The sequence below is a fragment of the Pseudomonas lurida genome (genome assembly GCF_013522705.1).
GTDB lineage: Bacteria > Pseudomonadota > Gammaproteobacteria > Pseudomonadales > Pseudomonadaceae > Aquipseudomonas > Aquipseudomonas quebecensis.
The window spans coordinates 92156-109185 of the sequence record NZ_JAAMRE010000020.1 but is presented as its reverse complement, the minus strand read 5'-3'; the positions used below and the strand labels follow the sequence as shown (position 1 = coordinate 109185).

The following is a 17030-nucleotide window of genomic DNA, read 5'->3' as shown; positions in this document are numbered from 1 at the left end:
AAATCCCCCCCGCCACCCCCATATGAGTTTCCATCAGGGCATTTTCGCCCCGCTGCGTGGAGACTCTCCCCTTGACCACCATCGTTTCAGTACGTCGCCACGGCAAAGTCGTCATGGGCGGCGACGGCCAGGTTTCCCTGGGTAATACCGTGATGAAAGGCAACGCGAAAAAAGTGCGCCGCCTGTACCACGGCCAGGTGCTCGCCGGTTTCGCCGGTGCCACTGCCGACGCATTCACCCTCTTTGAACGTTTCGAGGGCCAACTGGAAAAACACCAGGGCCACCTCGTGCGCGCCGCCGTCGAGCTCGCCAAAGAATGGCGCACCGACCGCTCCCTCAGCCGTCTGGAAGCCATGCTGGCCGTCGCCAACAAAGACGCGTCCCTGATCATTACCGGCAATGGCGATGTGGTCGAGCCCGAGCATGGCCTGATTGCCATGGGCTCCGGCGGGGGCTATGCCCAGGCCGCGGCCAGTGCGCTGTTGAAGAAAACCGACCTGTCGGCACGGGAAATCGTCGAGACCGCCCTGGGTATCGCCGGCGATATCTGCGTGTTCACCAACCACAACCAGACCATTGAGGAGCAGGACCTCGCCGAGTAAGCCGTAGGCTTATTCCGCTTGAGGCCGCCAAACACTATGTCCATGACTCCCCGTGAAATCGTCCATGAACTCAACCGCCATATCATCGGCCAGGACGATGCCAAGCGCGCCGTTGCCATCGCACTGCGTAACCGCTGGCGCCGGATGCAATTGCCCGAAGAATTGCGCGTTGAAGTAACACCCAAGAACATCCTGATGATCGGCCCCACCGGTGTCGGTAAAACCGAAATCGCCCGGCGCCTGGCCAAACTGGCCAACGCCCCGTTCATCAAGGTCGAGGCCACCAAGTTCACCGAAGTGGGCTATGTGGGCCGTGACGTCGAGTCGATCATTCGCGATCTGGCCGACGCCGCGCTGAAGATGCTGCGCGAGCAGGAGATGACCAAGGTCAGCCATCGCGCCGAAGACGCCGCCGAGGAACGCATTCTTGACGCCCTGCTGCCACCGGCGCGCATGGGTTTCAATGAAGACGCCGCACCGGCGTCGGATTCCAACACACGCCAGCTGTTCCGCAAGCGTCTGCGCGAAGGTCAGTTGGATGACAAGGAGATCGAAATCGAAGTAGCCGAAGTGTCCGGCGTCGACATCTCCGCGCCGCCTGGCATGGAAGAAATGACCAGCCAGTTGCAGAACCTGTTCGCCAACATGGGCAAGGGCAAGAAGAAGAGCCGCAAGCTCAAGGTCAAGGAAGCGCTCAAGCTGGTGCGCGACGAGGAAGCCGGGCGCCTGGTGAATGAAGAAGAACTCAAGGCCAAGGCCCTCGAAGCGGTCGAGCAGCATGGCATTGTGTTTATCGACGAGATCGACAAGGTGGCCAAGCGTGGCAACTCCGGCGGCGTCGATGTGTCCCGTGAAGGCGTACAGCGCGACCTGCTGCCGCTGATCGAAGGCTGCACCGTCAATACCAAGCTGGGCATGGTCAAGACCGACCACATCCTGTTCATCGCTTCCGGTGCGTTCCACCTGAGCAAGCCCAGCGATCTGGTGCCGGAGCTGCAGGGTCGCCTGCCGATTCGCGTCGAGCTCAAGGCCCTGACTCCGGGCGACTTCGAGCGCATCCTCAGCGAGCCGCACGCCTCGCTTACCGAGCAATACCGCGAGTTGCTGAAAACCGAAGGGCTGGGCATCGAGTTCCAGGCCGATGGCATCAAGCGCCTGGCGGAGATCGCCTGGCAAGTCAACGAGAAGACCGAGAACATCGGTGCCCGTCGCCTGCACACCCTGCTTGAGCGCCTGCTTGAAGAAGTGTCCTTCAGCGCCGGCGACATGGCGGGCTTGCAGAATGGCGAAGCGATCAAAATCGACGTCGACTACGTCAACAGCCACTTGGGCGAATTGGCGCAGAACGAAGACTTGTCGCGGTACATTCTGTAAGCCGCAAGCTGTAAGCTACAAGCCGCGAGTTGAGCACATTCAACTCGCGGCTTGTAGCTTGCAGCCCAAGGTGTCCCCAATGCCGAAATTCCCCACCGCTGTTAATTTGCACAAAACCTCCAACACCCTCGGCCTCACCTACGGCCCCGATGAGGTCTACCAGTTGCCCGCCGAGTTCCTGCGGGTGCACTCGCCTTCCGCCGAGGTCCAGGGCCACGGCAAACCCATCCTGCAATTCGGCAAGCTGAACGTGCGGCTGATCAAGGTCGAGCCCGCCGGCCAGTACGCACTGAAATTGACCTTCGACGACGGTCACGACAGCGGGCTGTTCACCTGGGACTACCTCTACCAACTGGCCGCGCGTCAGGAAACGTTGTGGGCCGATTATCTCGCCGAACTCAAGGCCGCCGGCAAAACCCGCGACCCGAGTGAATCGGTCGTGCGCCTGATGCTCTAAGTCAGCCGTCTTGCTCTTTAGAGGGCATTTTCTAATTCCATCTGCTTGAATGCCCTGTCTATAGGCCAATGATTGGCCGGCTTGCGAAAAAAATTAAACTCGGGTAACCAATGGAACTGGCAAGTTCCCTGCATTTGACGATGCGGTATCAACGGTCACCCGAGTCGCAGTACCAGGCTTGTGTTGTGTATCGAAACTTGGTGCGCAGCGGTACCCGGTACTCGTCTTTCGGACAATGGAGCGTCGTAGATGAGTAACAAGAACAACGATGACTTGAAACGCCAGGCCTCGGAAAACACCCTGGGGTTGAACCCGATCATCGCGTTACGCAAAAAGGATTTATTGGCCTCGGCGAAGATGGTACTGACCCAAGCCATCAAGCAACCGTTGCACAGCGTCAAGCATGTCGCCCATTTCGGCGTGGAACTGAAAAACGTGATGTTCGGCAAATCGGCGCTGGCGCCGGAAAGCGATGACCGTCGCTTCCACGATCCGGCCTGGAGCCAGAACCCGCTCTACAAACGTTACTTGCAAACCTACCTGGCGTGGCGCAAGGAACTGCACGACTGGATCGGCGACAGCAACCTGTCGGAACAAGACATCAGCCGCGGCCACTTCGTGATCAATCTGATGACCGAAGCCATGGCGCCCACCAACAGCGCGGCCAACCCGGCGGCGGTCAAACGTTTCTTCGAAACCGGCGGCAAGAGCCTGCTCGACGGCCTGTCCCACCTGGCCAAGGACATGGTGCATAACGGTGGCATGCCGAGCCAGGTCAATATGGGCGCCTTCGAAGTGGGCAAGAGCCTGGGCACCACCGAAGGCGCGGTGGTGTTTCGCAACGATGTGCTGGAGCTGATCCAGTACAAGCCCGTCACCGAGCAGGTGCACGAACGCCCGCTGCTGGTGGTACCGCCGCAGATCAACAAATTCTATGTATTCGACTTGAGTCCGGATAAAAGCCTGGCGCGCTTCTGCCTGCGCAACGGCCAGCAGACCTTCATCATCAGCTGGCGCAACCCGACCAAGGCCCAGCGCGAGTGGGGCTTGTCGACCTATATCGAGGCGCTCAAGGAAGCCGTCGATGTGGTCACGGCGATCACCGGCAGCAAGGACATCAACATGCTCGGCGCCTGCTCCGGCGGCATCACCTGCACTGCGCTGCTGGGCCACTACGCGGCGCTGGGCGAGAAGAAAGTCAACGCCCTGACATTGCTGGTAAGCGTACTGGACACCACCCTGGACACCCAGGTCGCGCTGTTTGTCGACGAGCAGACCCTGGAAGCGGCCAAGCGTCACTCCTATCAGGCCGGCGTGCTGGAAGGCCGCGACATGGCCAAGGTGTTCGCGTGGATGCGCCCCAATGACCTGATCTGGAACTACTGGGTCAACAACTACCTGCTGGGTAACGAGCCGCCGGTGTTCGACATCCTGTTCTGGAACAACGACACCACGCGCCTGCCGGCGGCGTTTCACGGCGACCTGATCGAGTTGTTCAAGAACAACCCGCTGGTTCGCCCCAACGCCCTGGAAGTGTGCGGCACGCCGATCGACCTCAAGCAAGTGACCGCCGATATCTACTCCCTGGCCGGCACCAACGACCACATCACCCCATGGCAGTCGTGCTACAAATCGGCGCAGTTGTTTGGGGGCAAGGTGGAGTTCGTGCTGTCCAGCAGCGGACATATCCAGAGCATCCTCAACCCGCCGGGCAACCCCAAGGCGCGCTACCAGACCAGCGATGGCCTGGCAGGCAAGCCGCTGGAATGGCAGGAAAACGCCACCAAGCACACCGATTCGTGGTGGTTGCATTGGCAGGCATGGCAGGCGGAGCGGGCGGGCAAGCTGAAAAAGGCCCCAACGGTATTAGGCAACAAGACGTACGCCGCAGCCGAAGCGGCGCCAGGTACCTATGTGCATGAACGTTAGCTTCAAGCTACAAGCCTCGAGCCGATTGAGTTCAGCTTGAGGCTTGTAGCTTGAAGCTGCCCCTCTAACCCTAAGGGTTCCCCCATGCCGCAACCGTTCATCTTTCGTACCATCGACCTGGATGGCCAGACCATCCGCACGGCGGTACGTCCGGGCAAGCCTCACTTGACGCCATTGCTGATCTTCAACGGCATCGGCGCCAACCTGGAGCTGGTGTTTCCGTTCGTCCAGGCCCTGGACCCGGATCTGGAGGTGATTGCCTTTGACGTTCCTGGGGTGGGCGGCTCCTCGACGCCCAGCCGGCCTTACCGCTTCCCCGGCCTGGCCAAGCTCACCTCGCGCATGCTCGATTACCTCGACTACGGCCAGGTAAACGCAGTCGGGGTGTCCTGGGGCGGCGCGCTGGCTCAGCAGTTCGCCTATGACTACCCGGAGCGCTGCAAGAAGCTGATCCTGGCGGCGACCGCCGCAGGCGCCTTCATGGTACCGGGCAAGCCGAAGGTGCTGTGGCTGATGGCGAGCCCGCGCCGCTATATCCAGCCGTCTCATGTGGTGCGCATCGCGCCGATGATCTACGGCGGCTCATTCCGTCGCGACGCCAAGCTGGCGGCCGAACATGCCAGCAAAGTGCGTTCGGCCGGCAAGCTCGGCTACTACTGGCAACTGTTCGCGGGGCTGGGCTGGACCAGCATCCATTGGCTGCACAAGATCCGCCAGCCCACCCTGGTACTGGCCGGGGACGACGACCCGCTGATCCCACTGATCAATATGCGCATGCTTGCCTGGCGCATTCCCAATGCGCAGCTGCACATCATTGATGACGGCCACCTGTTCCTGATCACCCGCGCAGAGGCGGTGGCGCCGATCATCATGAAATTCCTGGAGGAGGAGCGCCTGCGCGCAGTGATTCACCCACGACCCGCGGTGTAAGGACCACACCGCCGCGCAACTTGCCAGGAACCGACTATGGTTCTGACTTGGCCTGCCTGTTGATGGTTTGACGAAGGAGTGTTGGCTCATGCGAGAAAGACCCGTGACGAACCCGGCGCCCACCCCTGCCGCGTTCATCAATGCGCAAAATGCGATCACCGGGCTGAGAGGCCGCGACCTGCTGTCGACCCTGCGCAGCGTGGCCGCTCATGGCCTGCGTAACCCGGTGCACACTGCGCGTCACGCCCTCGCCCTGGGCGGCCAGCTGGGCCGCGTCCTGCTCGGCGAGACGGTGCATGAGCCCAACCCCCGCGACGGCCGCTTCGTCGACCCCACCTGGCAACTCAACCCCTTGTATCGGCGCAGCCTGCAGGCGTACCTGAGCTGGCAGAAACAGACCCGGCACTGGATCGACGACAGCACCCTGGGCAACGATGACCGGGCGCGGGCGCACTTTGCCCTGTCGCTGTTCAACGATGCGGTATCGCCCTCCAACACCTTGCTCAATCCGCTGGCGGTCAAAGAGCTGCTCAACTCCGGCGGCAACAGCGTGGTGCGCGGGGTGAGCAACCTGTTCGACGACTTGCTGCACAACAATGGACTGCCGCGCCAAGTCAGCAAGCACGCGTTCGAAGTCGGCAAGACCGTTGCCACCACGCCCGGCTCGGTGGTGTTTCGCAACGAGCTGCTGGAGCTGATCCAGTACAAACCGATGAGCGAAAAACAGTACGCCAGGCCGCTGCTGATCGTGCCGCCGCAAATCAACAAGTACTACATTTTCGACCTGAGCCCGGCCAACAGCTTTGTGCAGTACGCGCTCAAGAACGGCCTGCAGACGTTTATCGTGAGCTGGCGCAACCCGGATGTGCGGCATCGCGAATGGGGCCTGTCGACCTACGTGGCGGCGCTGGAAGAAGCGCTCAATGTTTGCCGGGCCATCAGCGGTGCGCGCGAGGTCAACCTGATGGGCGCCTGCGCCGGCGGCCTGACCATCGCCGCGCTACAAGGCCATCTGCAGGCCAAGCGCCAATTGCGGCGTATCTCCAGCGCCAGCTACCTGGTGAGCCTGCTGGACAGCCAGATCGACAGCCCCGCCACGCTGTTCGCCGATGAACAGACCCTGGAAGCCGCCAAGCGTCGGTCCTACCAACAAGGTGTGCTGGACGGGCGCGACATGGCCAAGGTGTTTGCCTGGATGCGCCCCAACGACCTGATCTGGAACTACTGGATCAACAATTACTTGCTGGGCAAGGAACCGCCGGCGTTCGACATCCTGTACTGGAACAACGACAACACACGCCTGCCCGCCGCGCTGCACGGCGACCTGCTGGACTTTTTCAAGCACAACCCGCTCAGCCATCCAGGCGGCCTGGAAGTGTGCGGCACGCCCATCGACCTGCAGAAGGTCACCGTGGACAGCTTCAGCGTGGCCGGTATCAACGACCACATCACGCCGTGGGACGCGGTGTATCGCTCCACGCAATTACTGGGCGGTGATCGCCGCTTCGTGCTGTCCAACAGCGGGCATATCCAGAGCATCCTTAACCCGCCGGGCAACCCCAAGGCCAATTACGTCGAAAACCCCAGGCTGAGCAGCGACCCACGCGCCTGGTACTACGACGCCAACCATGTCGAAGGCAGCTGGTGGCCGCAGTGGCTGGACTGGGTACAGCAACGTTCGGGCGTGCAGCGCGACACCCTTACCGCCCTGGGCAACCAGAATTATCCACCGATGGAAGCGGCGCCGGGCACCTATGTGCGGGTGCGCTGAGCTCGACGACAGATTAAGAAGACTGGATGAAGACCCGCGATCGAATTCTTGAATGCGCTCTGCAACTGTTCAACCACAAGGGTGAACCCAACGTGTCGACCATGGAGGTGGCCAATGAAATGGGGATCAGTCCCGGCAACCTCTATTACCACTTCCACGGCAAGGAGCCGTTGGTACTGGGGTTGTTCGAACGTTTTCAAAATGAACTGGCGCCGCTGCTCGACCCACCGGCGGATGCGCAGCTGGAGCCTCAGGATTACTGGCTGTTCCTGCACCTGATCATCGAACGCATGGCCCATTACCGGTTCCTGTTCCAGGACCTGTCGAACCTGGCCGGGCGCCTGCCGAAGCTGGCCAAGGGCATTCGCAATCTGCTCACGGCGCTCAAGCGCACACTGGCGTCACTGCTGGCACGCTTGAAGGCGGGCGGGCAATTGGTCAGCGATACGCAGGCACTCGGGCAACTGGTGGAACAGATCACCCTGACGTTACTGTTTTCCCTGGACTACCAACGCATTCTCGACCGCGAAGGGGAAGTGCGCGTGGTGGTGTACCAAATCATGATGCTGGTGGCGCCGCATCTGCTGGCGCCGGCGCGGCACGCCACCGAGCGCCTGGCACTGCGTTATCTGGATGATCGGATTTAAGCGTTGGGGTGGCTATCCAGGTTCACCGAACTGGTGAGAAAACTTGAACAGCTCACTGTCGCTGCTTATCCCCAGTTTTCGATAAGCCGATTGTTTTTGTGTGCTGATGGTACTTGCACTGCGTGAGAACTTGGCGGCAATTGAACTGACGGACATGCCATCCAGAAAACAGCGCAATACTTCCTGCTCTTTGGGCGTAAGACCGTTATTCAAACGACCCGACGCGCAAAAGTCCGCATTCGCTCTCTTGTTCGCCACTTCCAACACCGACTGCATGCCCTGCAGTTCGGGCACCATACACGGCTGCAAGTAAAGTCGGCCCTGTGCGACGGTGCGTACAGCCGTGGTCAACTCAGCCAGGTTCTGAGTTTTACCGAGGATCCCCCAGCAACCGGCCTTCAACGACAGCGCCACCGTCGCGGGCGTGTAGTGCGAACACACAATCAACGGCCGGCACTGACTGAAGCGCCGATTGAGCGCCTGGAGCAGGTTCAGGCCGTCGATTTCCGAGGGTGCCAGGATAAAATCCATCACCACCACGTCCGCAGGCTGCCGGGCGAGCGCTTCGAGCAATTGCCTGCCTGTCCCGAAGGAACCGATCACCTTGATGTCGGCGGCTTGGCTCAGGCCCCACTCGATGCCCTGCCGCACCATTTCATGGTCATCAAGCAACATGACCGTATAAGGAGTGGAATCTGCTGCAGGCATAAAGGCACCCACCCAAGTTAATGCAACGCTGCACGCACCATCATCGGTTATTACCTGCTCGGTATAGCCCAGCGATATCTACGCTTCAATACAAGCCGACAATTAATACCCACTTGCCCTACAGAACTTCCCGACAGAAAAGACTTAACGAAACTTCATACACACCCAACAGTGATTTTAGAAAGCTCAAGTAAAACAGTACGCTTTCGAACATTTTCGAACTGAAACTCGTCACTCTTCTATAGAGACAATTAACTTCTAGATACAAATTAGTGATCCCGCCAATCGCGAACAACTAGACACGCATCTCGGATGCAGCGTCATCACCCGCGACCGGGAACACTCTCCATCAGCCTTGGAATTACCATGAACGTTAATGCTCTCTGCACTGCAACCGCTGCGCTGGTCTTGTCCGTTGCCGCGTCACAAGCCACATACGCCAACGACGGTGTTATCAACTTCAGCGGCCTGGTCACCGATGTGACCTGCACCGTGGAAGGCGCGGCACCGGGCTCGGGTGCGGTGGTCAAGGACGTCAACCTGGGAGGCGTCTCGGCCTCGCGTCTGGCCACCGCCGGCAGCCGCGCCAACCTCACGGGCTTCACGATTCGCATAGGCGCACCCGGCGAAGGCAGTTGCACCAACGGACGCACCGCGATGGTGGCCTTCGACCCTACCAGCGCAGCCATCGATGTGGCCACCGGCCGCTTGAACATCGACGGTTTTGACGACCCTTCCGACACCACTCACGCCAAGAACGTCCAAGTGGAAGTCACCAACCGCGACGGCTCGCCGATCAATGTCTACACCGAAAAGTCCGCCGGCGTGGTGATTGCCGACAACCAGGCCGTCATCCCGCTGGCCGCGCAGCTGTATGCCACCGGAGCCGCTTCCGAGGGCACGGTCAGTACGCGGGTCGGCTTCACGGTCGAGTACGCCGAGTGAGGCTCGTGGGGGCTGCACCCAAGGTGTCGGGGGCACCCCTGATTCGGGGAGCGTTCAAACGATGAAGACATGGGTCTGTTTCACACTTGCCGCCTGTGCCCTGGTGGCCTCCACCGGCCACGCCGGCGTGATCGTGCATGGCACGCGCGTGGTTTACCCTGCCGACAGGGCGGAAGTCGTGGTTCGCCTGGAAAACCGCGGTAACCGACCCGCCCTGGTGCAGACCTGGGTGGACACGGGCGACCGTCAGTCCACCCCGGCCACAGCCAGGACGCCCTTCGCCCTGTCGCCGCCGATCTTTCGCATCGAGCCCCAGCAACAACAGGCCTTGCGCCTGCGCTACGTCGGCGAGCCATTGGCGGCCGACCGGGAGCGGCTGTTCTGGCTCAACGTGTTGGAAGTACCGCCGCGCTCGGCGGATGCGGGGCAAAACAATCAGCTGGAACTGTCCTTCCGCACCCGCTTGCGCGTGTTCCTGCGCCCGCACGCCCTGCCCTACCCCGTCGCCGCTGCGGCCGCCAGGCTGCAATGGAAACTGGTCGAGCATTCCCAAGGGTTCGCGCTGCAGGCCACCAACCCTACGCCGTACCATGTTTCCCTGGCCAAGGTGACCTTGCTCAGCGCCGGCCGACGTTTTGAAAAAGCCCCGAACCAGGCAGCCAATGACAGCCTGTTACTGCCGGCCGGTGACGTCAAACGGTTCGCACTGCCGCTGCTGCGCCATCGTCCTTGCGGCTCAGCCACGGTCGAATTCACCACGGTCAGCGACTTCGGCGCGCGAGTGCCGCACTCGACCGACCTTGCCCTCTCCTGCGCCGGGTGACTGAGCCATGAACGCGACGTCGATTTTCCACGCACCGACCCTACTTGTACTGCTGGTGTCAGTGCTGTCGAGTGTGGCTTCGGCGCGGGCGAGCGTGGTGATCAACAGCACGCGCATCGTCTACCCCCAGAACGATAAGGAGGTCACGGTAAGGCTCGAGAGCAAGAACCAGGCCCCCGTATTGATCCAGGCCTGGCTGGACGACGGCGACGAAAACGCCACGCCGGACCTCACCGCCGTTCCCTTCATTGCCACCCCGCCCATCTTTCGCATGGACCCGGGCAAGCAACAGGTGCTACGGCTGGCCTACACCGGCGATCTGCAGCCCGGCGCCCAGGAGCGTCTGTTCTGGCTCAACCTGCTGGAGGTGCCGTCGCAGCCGGCGGACGCACCACGCAGCAACCAGCTGCAACTGGCCTTTCGTTCGCGGATCAAGCTGTTCCTGCGCCCACCGAACCTGGCGTACGCGGTCGAAGCGGCGCCCGCCAAGCTGCAATGGCGCTACGTGCAGACCGCTCAGGGCCAGGTGCTGGAAGCCTATAACCCGAGCCCGTATCACGTGACGTTCGAACACATCGAACTGCGTGGCGCCGACCAACGCCCGGCCTATGCGGTCGCGACATACGGCGCCGGCACCATGGTGGCGCCCGGTGCACGCAGCCGCTTCGCTCTGCAGGGGTTCAACCCGCCGCCCGCGGCTGCGGCGGCCGTCGCGTTCCAGACGCTCGACGACTTCGGGGTCAAGGTTTCACACCAGGCGAAGGTCGCGCCATGACCGCCCTGGCGCCACGCCATCCGCCGTAGCGTCGTCGCCGACGCTATTGGATCGATCACACACCTTCGGCTGATGCCCTTTTATGCGGGCAGGGATTTCCCATGCCGGCATTCGCACCGCCCCCGCTTTTTGGAAACGCTAGACATGAGTTCGCACACGCCGGCCAGACCCGGCACTTGGTCCCTGGACCACCATCGGTTGAAACTGGCCGCCCGCTCTTTGTTGCTGCTTGCCGGCGCCGACGTGCTGCAGGCCCACGGTGCCGAGTACGTCGAGTTCAACCCGGCGTTTTTTACCGACAGCGCGGCGGGCCAGTCGGTGGATGTGTCCAGGTTCAGCCAGGGCAACGTTGTACTGCCCGGCAGCTACCGCGCCGACGTGCATCTGAATGGCCAATGGATGGGACGAGAAACCCTGGTGTTCGCCGCGCTCGACGGTCGCGATAACGCCCAGCTGTGCCTTTCGCGCGAGGCGCTGCTGCGATTGGGCGTCGACATGGACAATGTCCAGCAGCACGCCATCGAAGCAGGCACCACCGCCATCGCACCGTTTGCCGCTTGCGCCGACATCGCAACCTACCTGCCCGGCGCCCGCAGCCTGTACGACTCGGGTGAAAACCGCCTGGACCTGCACATTCCGCAGATCTACCTGCCACGCACGGCGCGCGGCTATGTGGACCCTCGGCACTGGGACAGCGGCGTGGACGCCGCCTTTGTGCGCTACAACGCCGATACATTTTCCACCAGGACCAACGACCGCTCCCTGGCCTCCCACTACCTGGGCCTGAACACCGGACTCAATCTGGGCGACTGGCACTGGCGCCACGACGGCAGTTACAGCCACTCCAAGGCCGCTTCCGGGTATCAAAGCAGCGCCACCTATGTGCAACGCGAAGTGAGCCCGCTGCGCGCGCAACTGCTGACGGGTGAGATCTACACCCCCGGCGAGCTGTTCGACAGTGTTCGCCTGCGCGGTGCCAGCCTGTTCAGCGATGATCGGATGCTGCCCGACTCCCAGACCGGTTTTGCGCCGGTGGTGCGTGGCGTCGCCCTCACCAATGCGCGGGTCAGCGTGCGCCAGCGCGGCGTGCTGCTCGATGAAGTGTCGGTGGCCCCCGGGCCGTTTGTGCTCAACGATCTGTTTCCCACCGGCTACGGCGGCGATCTTACGATAACGGTGACTGAGGCCGACGGACGCAAGCGTGAATTCATCGTGCCGTTCGCCGCCAACGCCAACCTGCTGCGCCCCGGCCACCAGCGCTATGCGCTGAGCGTCGGCCAACTGGATGAGGTGGGCCTGCGCCATCCGCCCAAGCTGCTGCAGGCCACCTATCAGCGTGGCCTGAGCAACCTGCTCACCGGTTACGCCGGCGCGGTGCTGGGCGAGGACTATCGCTCGCAATTGCTGGGCGCAGCCTTCAATACCCCCCTGGGCGCGTTGTCGCTGGACCTGACTCACTCCGATGCCAGTCTGCCCGGCCACGGCACTCGCCAGGGGCAAAGCGTGCAGCTTCGCTACAGCAAGAACTTCACCGAGACCGGCACCCATTTCGCGCTCGGTGCCTATCGATACTCCACCGAGGGTTTCCTGAGCGTGCGCGATTCGGCGCGCCTACGTGACCTGGCCATCGACGCCGGCAACCTCGATAACGTGTCGCGCCTGCGTGACCGCATGGACCTCAGCCTTAACCAGAGCCTGGGCAACGGCTCGGTGTACTTCACCGGGTCGTCGCAGAATTACTGGAACCGCACCCAGGGCAACCTGACCTTCACCGCCGGTTACAGCGCCAATTGGCGCGGGCTGCACTGCACCCTCAGCGCCCAACGAACCCGCGATCTGCTGACGGAAAAGGTCGACAAACAAATCGACCTTACCTTCAGCCTGCCCCTGGGCCACGGCGCGCGCTCGCCAACCCTGACCACCACCGCGTACCACGGCAGCCAAAGCAGCGGCGAACTTGTCAGCCTGGGCGGCAGCCTCGGTGAGCGCAGTGAGTTGACCTACGGCCTGGGTGCCAGCCGCGCACGCGGCAGCACCCAGGCCACCCATGCGGACGTGAAGTACCAGACGCCCTACAGCGCGCTGTCCGCCGGGTTTGGCCAGAGCAACGCCTACCGCACCACCTCGCTGGGCATGACAGGCGGCCTGGTCGCCCACGCCGGCGGCGTGACCTTCGCCCCGGAGCTGGGCGACACCCTTGGCATTGTGCAGGCGCCGGATGCGCAAGGCGCGCGCATCAATGGCAACCACAGTGGCCAGATCGGCGGGAACGGCTATGCGGTGGTACCCCATCTCACGCCCTATCGACAGAACGTCGTCGAGCTGGACCCCAAGGATTTGTCGGTGGACGTCGAACTCAAGACCGCCGCGCAAAACGTGGCGCCGCGCGCGGGCGCGGTGGTCAGGCTGCACTTTGAGACGGTCAGCGGCCAGGCGCTGTTGATCACAGCCCTGCGCGAAGACGGCAGCGCGCTGCCGTTCGGCTCGGACGTGTTCGATGAGCAGGGCGCCAGCGTCGGGATTGTCGCACAGGGTGGCAAAGCCTTTGTGCGCGTGGCACAGCCCCAGGGGTGGTTGAGCGTCAAGTGGGGCACCCAGGCCCATGCCAGCTGCCGATTGGCGTATGCCCTCGGCACCAGGGGCAACACCGACAGCGCCAGGCGTTTGCGCCACGTGAACGCCGGCACGTGCCGGGGCAGCCCCGCCATTGCCGTACAACTGAAGCCGACCCGCCACCCACGGCCTGCGTCCCTATGACCGGCCAAGGTTCACCCCTGTTTTTTGGGAGATCAAAGATGAAGCGCGTCCTCACTGGCTTGTCGATACTGCTGGGGCTGGGCCTGGCCCTCGGCGCCCGGGCCGATTGCGTAAGCTACCCCAACTCCACGCACACGCTCACCCTTCCGGCAACAATCACCGTGCCCAACAGTCTGGCGGTGGGAGGCGTCATAACCCGCGCGCATTTCAGCGGCACGGCACCGGGCCAGCTCATTCGTTGCCCCTCACACACGTGGCGGACCGTCATCGGGCGTTATCCACAGGTTACCGATCCGAGCACCGGCGCCTATCACACCGAGGTGCAAGGGGTGGGCATCCGCATCACCATTACCGATGCCCGAGGCGTGACTAATGCCTACGGACTGTTCAGCCAAAGCACCGTGATGCCGCCCGGCTCGTACTACACCCTCACCCGTGCAGAGGCGACGTTCTACAAAATCGGGCCAGTCACCACCGGGGTCGTGCCCAGCGGCGATATTTTCCTGGATCGCTGGGGCAGCGGGCCCAACGGTTTTTTGCTGCGGCTGGGCAACTCGGTGCGCTTTGTCCGTCCCGTTGCAACGTGCGATCTGTCCGTCGGCGACGTGGACCGAACGATTGCCCTGGCGCCGGTAAAAGTCAGCGACTTTCAGAGCGCCACCAGCGCCGGTGCGCGCAACTTTGAGTTAACCGCCAATTGCAGCGATGCCGCACAGGTCACCTTTCGCTTCACCGGCAGTCCGGCACCAGGCAATGACCGACTGTTTGCCAACACCGGGACTGCCGGCGGAATCGCGCTGCGCCTGTATTCACGGCTTAACGGCGGCACCCAGGACATCCTTGCCAATGGCACCGACAGCAGTCGCACAGTGGCCGTATCCGCCAATCGCGCCGTACTGCCGCTCGGCGCGGCCTATCACAAGAACGGCACGGTGAGCCAAGGCTCCCTCGCCAGCACCGCCACCGTGACCCTGACGTACAACTGAGGCCTGGAGAACGATTTGATAAGCATCCGAAACCTTGCGCTCCGGCTGGCAATGACTGCCTGCCTGGCGACAACCGCGGCTCAGGCCGCCACCACCGGCACCTTGCGTTTCAGCGGCCAGGTCGACGCCGGCACCTGCGACCTCGATGCCGGCGACGTCAATCGCAGCATCACCCTGCCGACCATCAAAATTTCAGACTTCGACCAGGCCGCCTATGCCGGAACGTTGGATTTTGAGCTCTCCGCCGATTGCGAATCGGATATCAGCAGCGTGACGTTCCTGTTCACCGGTACACCCGCGGGCGGGGACGCCTCGCTGTTCGCCAACACCGGCACCTCAGGCGGCACGGCGCTGTGGCTGGCCCATCGGGCGCCAGCCTTTTCGATCATTCCGGCCAACGGCACCCCGACGCAACGCAGCCGCACGGTGGCGACCAGCAACAGGAAGGCCGTACTGCCGCTGACGGCCGCCTACCATAAAACCGGCGCAATACTGACCCAGGGTACGTTGGCCAGCACCGTGACCGTGTCGATCACTTACCACTGAGCGCGCAAAAAAATGCCCGACCTTTGCAGGCCGGGCATTTTTCAGGTCCTGGAAAAATCAGGACTGACTGGAAGGCGTCGCACTGGACGGCGTTGCAGTCGGGGTGGTCGCGGCAGGCGTCGGCGCGGACACCGAGTTGGCGCTGGAAGGTGACGCTGCCGGGGCCGCTGCCTTGCTGGTCGCAGGCTTTTTGGCGGCGGCGGGTTTCTTCGTCGCGGCAGGTTTGGCCGCAGGCTTTGCGCTGGCCGGCTTGGCGGCGGCGGTTTTGGCCGCAGGCTTCGCTGCTGGCTTGGCCGCAGGTTTTGCCGCGGCTTTGGCGGCGGGCTTGGCCGCTGCTTTAGCCGCTGCCGGCTTAGTGGCGGCCTTGGCGGCCGGTTTCGCTGCAGCGGTTTTGGCCGCAGGCTTGGCAGTCGCAGCCGGTTTGGCTGCCGCTTTGGCCGGCGCCTTGGTGGCGGCTTTCACCAACGGCTTGGCGGCAGTTTTTGCGGCCGGCTTGGCAGCCGCCGTTTTAGCCGCAGGTTTGGCAGCGGCGGCTTTTACCGGGGCCACTTTGGCGCCGGTGAGTTTTTCGATCTGCTTGGTCAGGGTGTCGACCTTGCTGTGCAGCGTCTTGAGTTCAGCTTTACTGGGCACGCCCAGGCGTGAAATGGCACTGTTGAGACGCTTGTCGAATGTTTCTTCCAACTTGCCCCAGGTATCGGAAATGCTTGTCTTGGCTGAACCCGCGCTTGCCTTGGCCGCGTCGACTTTCTTGCCGACCGTGGTTTTGGTCAACTTCTCGGCTTTCTCGCCATCCTTGACCAATGTCTCGAAGTACTTGCCGCCATCACTGCTGACCTTCGAGTACACGCCTAAACCAGCAAGCCAGATCTTACGGGAGTATTTTTCAACTTCCCCGATCCACGAGCTGCCTTCTTTCTGAGTATTCTTTTTAACAGCCATCCCGTTGTCTCCTTAGTGTTTACGCGCGACACGTTCGAGCAATGCCGTCAGCTCTTCGAGCTTAGCAGAGAGTGTCTCAACGTCATGTTTAGACGCAATGCCGATTCGATTCAAGGCACTTGCAACACGAGTATCAAAAGCCTTTTCAACTTTATCCAGCTGAACTTCTACCAGACCTTTGACCGACGAGACATTACTCTTTACTTGATCAATCTGACTGTTGGCCGCATCAAGTTGTTCAACTGCAACTTTTTTGCCTTTGCTTTCAATATGTTGTCCGCTCTTAACGAGTTCCTTGAAGTATTCGCCGCCCTCGCTGCCGACCTTGGCGTAGGCCCCCAGGCCGGCCAGCCAGATCTTGCGGGCATAGCTTCTGACCTCACTCAGGGCGCTGGACGGGGCGTCGATTTTTTTCTTCAGGATAACTTTGGCCATGGTGCACCTCACGCAGGATTGGGTGGAGGAACGGCCCGCAGGAGTTGCGGGCTTGGGCACAAAGTAGGAGCAAAAATTAGAATCGGCACCCTAACGGCAACCGGTCAGGCCAACGCCTTGTCCAGGGCTTTTTCGATTTCGGCCTTGAGAGTGCCGCTCATGGCCGACATCAACAGGCCCAGTTCCACATCGATACGCAGTGAATCGTCTTCAACGGCTACCGTGCCCTTAACCCCGGAGCGCTTGAGGTTCAGGGTATCGCCGGACCAGGAGGAGTCCACGCCATATTGTTCCTTGAGTTTACTGGCCAACTTGTCGGCCTTTGCCCGCGCCCCTTCTTTACCCAGGGAGTGTGCACGCTCAACGGTGATACGGGCCATTGCGATGATTCCTCTTGCAGAGA

General features: G+C 61.9%; 17 protein-coding genes. 13 read left to right on the top strand and 4 right to left on the bottom strand.

From position 1 onward, the window contains the following. The first annotated feature begins 71 nt into the window (after positions 1 to 71). From hslV to G7025_RS17200, 7 genes are all read left to right on the top strand, one after another. Positions 72 to 602 (top strand): ATP-dependent protease subunit HslV, encoded by a 531-nt coding sequence (gene hslV, locus G7025_RS17230; RefSeq protein WP_003171209.1) that lies wholly within the window; start codon positions 72 to 74, stop codon positions 600 to 602. A gap of 36 nt (positions 603 to 638) precedes the next feature. Then, positions 639 to 1976: an ATP-dependent protease ATPase subunit HslU gene (hslU, locus tag G7025_RS17225; RefSeq protein WP_181080339.1), complete on the top strand. Its 1338-nt coding sequence runs from the start codon at positions 639 to 641 to the stop codon at positions 1974 to 1976. Positions 1977 to 2055: 79 nt separating this feature from the next. Next, positions 2056 to 2433, top strand: coding sequence for a gamma-butyrobetaine hydroxylase-like domain-containing protein (locus G7025_RS17220; protein WP_181080338.1), 378 nt, complete (start codon positions 2056 to 2058; stop codon positions 2431 to 2433). Positions 2434 to 2682: 249 nt separating this feature from the next. After that, positions 2683 to 4362, top strand: a complete 1680-nt coding sequence (gene phaC / locus G7025_RS17215; protein ID WP_181080337.1) for a class II poly(R)-hydroxyalkanoic acid synthase — start codon at positions 2683 to 2685, stop codon at positions 4360 to 4362. A gap of 84 nt (positions 4363 to 4446) precedes the next feature. Beyond that, complete coding sequence (gene phaZ / locus G7025_RS17210) at positions 4447 to 5292, top strand: poly(3-hydroxyalkanoate) depolymerase (protein WP_181080336.1); 846 nt, start codon at positions 4447 to 4449, stop codon at positions 5290 to 5292. An 88-nt stretch (positions 5293 to 5380) separates the two neighbouring features. Beyond that, a complete protein-coding gene (phaC, locus tag G7025_RS17205) occupies positions 5381 to 7063 on the top strand; it encodes a class II poly(R)-hydroxyalkanoic acid synthase (protein ID WP_181080335.1) in 1683 nt (560 codons plus the stop codon). A gap of 26 nt (positions 7064 to 7089) precedes the next feature. Continuing rightward, entirely contained in the window at positions 7090 to 7710 is a 621-nt protein-coding gene (locus tag G7025_RS17200; protein ID WP_181080334.1) for a TetR/AcrR family transcriptional regulator, read from the top strand. Positions 7711 to 7722: 12 nt separating this feature from the next. On the opposite strand, the gene G7025_RS17195 is transcribed toward G7025_RS17200, so the two are convergent. Further along, entirely contained in the window at positions 7723 to 8385 is a 663-nt protein-coding gene (locus G7025_RS17195) for a response regulator transcription factor (protein WP_181080343.1), read from the bottom strand. Positions 8386 to 8784: 399 nt separating this feature from the next. Between G7025_RS17195 and G7025_RS17190 the strand changes: the two genes are divergently transcribed. From G7025_RS17190 to G7025_RS17165, 6 genes are all read left to right on the top strand, one after another. Continuing rightward, entirely contained in the window at positions 8785 to 9363 is a 579-nt protein-coding gene (locus G7025_RS17190; protein WP_181080333.1) for a fimbrial protein, read from the top strand. Positions 9364 to 9424: 61 nt separating this feature from the next. Continuing rightward, positions 9425 to 10186, top strand: a complete 762-nt coding sequence (locus G7025_RS17185) for a fimbrial biogenesis chaperone (RefSeq protein WP_181080332.1) — start codon at positions 9425 to 9427, stop codon at positions 10184 to 10186. A gap of 7 nt (positions 10187 to 10193) precedes the next feature. Beyond that, entirely contained in the window at positions 10194 to 10961 is a 768-nt protein-coding gene (locus G7025_RS17180; RefSeq protein ID WP_181080331.1) for a fimbrial biogenesis chaperone, read from the top strand. Between the two features lie 144 nt (positions 10962 to 11105). Beyond that, a complete protein-coding gene (locus G7025_RS17175) occupies positions 11106 to 13718 on the top strand; it encodes a fimbria/pilus outer membrane usher protein (RefSeq protein WP_181080330.1) in 2613 nt (870 codons plus the stop codon). Between the two features lie 38 nt (positions 13719 to 13756). Then, complete coding sequence (locus G7025_RS17170) at positions 13757 to 14704, top strand: fimbrial protein (protein ID WP_181080329.1); 948 nt, start codon at positions 13757 to 13759, stop codon at positions 14702 to 14704. Positions 14705 to 14755: 51 nt separating this feature from the next. Then, positions 14756 to 15250, top strand: a complete 495-nt coding sequence (locus tag G7025_RS17165) for a fimbrial protein (protein ID WP_219855352.1) — start codon at positions 14756 to 14758, stop codon at positions 15248 to 15250. Between the two features lie 57 nt (positions 15251 to 15307). Here G7025_RS17165 and G7025_RS17160 read toward each other — a convergent pair whose 3' ends face one another. The 3 genes from G7025_RS17160 to G7025_RS17150 form a co-directional block, all read right to left on the bottom strand. Further along, positions 15308 to 16192: a phasin family protein gene (locus tag G7025_RS17160; RefSeq protein ID WP_181080328.1), complete on the bottom strand. Its 885-nt coding sequence runs from the start codon at positions 16190 to 16192 to the stop codon at positions 15308 to 15310. Positions 16193 to 16204: 12 nt separating this feature from the next. Further along, a complete protein-coding gene (locus G7025_RS17155; RefSeq protein ID WP_181080327.1) occupies positions 16205 to 16627 on the bottom strand; it encodes a phasin family protein in 423 nt (140 codons plus the stop codon). Positions 16628 to 16731: 104 nt separating this feature from the next. Further along, positions 16732 to 17007 (bottom strand): polyhydroxyalkanoic acid system family protein, encoded by a 276-nt coding sequence (locus G7025_RS17150; protein WP_181080326.1) that lies wholly within the window; start codon positions 17005 to 17007, stop codon positions 16732 to 16734. Positions 17008 to 17030 lie beyond the last annotated feature (23 nt).

What these genes read in the sequence shown, in the direction of transcription:
- phaC (WP_181080337.1), top strand. Translation starts at nt 2,683, where the DNA reads ATGAGTAACAAGAACAACGATGACTTGAAACGCCAGGCCTCGGAAAAC.
- hslU (WP_181080339.1), top strand. Translation starts at nt 639, where the DNA reads ATGTCCATGACTCCCCGTGAAATCGTCCATGAACTCAACCGCCATATC.
- phaZ (WP_181080336.1), top strand. Translation starts at nt 4,447, where the DNA reads ATGCCGCAACCGTTCATCTTTCGTACCATCGACCTGGATGGCCAGACC.
- G7025_RS17190 (WP_181080333.1), top strand. Translation starts at nt 8,785, where the DNA reads ATGAACGTTAATGCTCTCTGCACTGCAACCGCTGCGCTGGTCTTGTCC.
- phaC (WP_181080335.1), top strand. Translation starts at nt 5,381, where the DNA reads ATGCGAGAAAGACCCGTGACGAACCCGGCGCCCACCCCTGCCGCGTTC.
- G7025_RS17155 (WP_181080327.1), bottom strand. Translation starts at nt 16,627, where the DNA reads ATGGCCAAAGTTATCCTGAAGAAAAAAATCGACGCCCCGTCCAGCGCC.
- G7025_RS17160 (WP_181080328.1), bottom strand. Translation starts at nt 16,192, where the DNA reads ATGGCTGTTAAAAAGAATACTCAGAAAGAAGGCAGCTCGTGGATCGGG.
- G7025_RS17185 (WP_181080332.1), top strand. Translation starts at nt 9,425, where the DNA reads ATGAAGACATGGGTCTGTTTCACACTTGCCGCCTGTGCCCTGGTGGCC.
- G7025_RS17220 (WP_181080338.1), top strand. Translation starts at nt 2,056, where the DNA reads ATGCCGAAATTCCCCACCGCTGTTAATTTGCACAAAACCTCCAACACC.
- G7025_RS17195 (WP_181080343.1), bottom strand. Translation starts at nt 8,385, where the DNA reads ATGTTGCTTGATGACCATGAAATGGTGCGGCAGGGCATCGAGTGGGGC.
- G7025_RS17150 (WP_181080326.1), bottom strand. Translation starts at nt 17,007, where the DNA reads ATGGCCCGTATCACCGTTGAGCGTGCACACTCCCTGGGTAAAGAAGGG.
- G7025_RS17165 (WP_219855352.1), top strand. Translation starts at nt 14,756, where the DNA reads ATGACTGCCTGCCTGGCGACAACCGCGGCTCAGGCCGCCACCACCGGC.
- G7025_RS17200 (WP_181080334.1), top strand. Translation starts at nt 7,090, where the DNA reads ATGAAGACCCGCGATCGAATTCTTGAATGCGCTCTGCAACTGTTCAAC.
- G7025_RS17180 (WP_181080331.1), top strand. Translation starts at nt 10,194, where the DNA reads ATGAACGCGACGTCGATTTTCCACGCACCGACCCTACTTGTACTGCTG.
- G7025_RS17170 (WP_181080329.1), top strand. Translation starts at nt 13,757, where the DNA reads ATGAAGCGCGTCCTCACTGGCTTGTCGATACTGCTGGGGCTGGGCCTG.
- G7025_RS17175 (WP_181080330.1), top strand. Translation starts at nt 11,106, where the DNA reads ATGAGTTCGCACACGCCGGCCAGACCCGGCACTTGGTCCCTGGACCAC.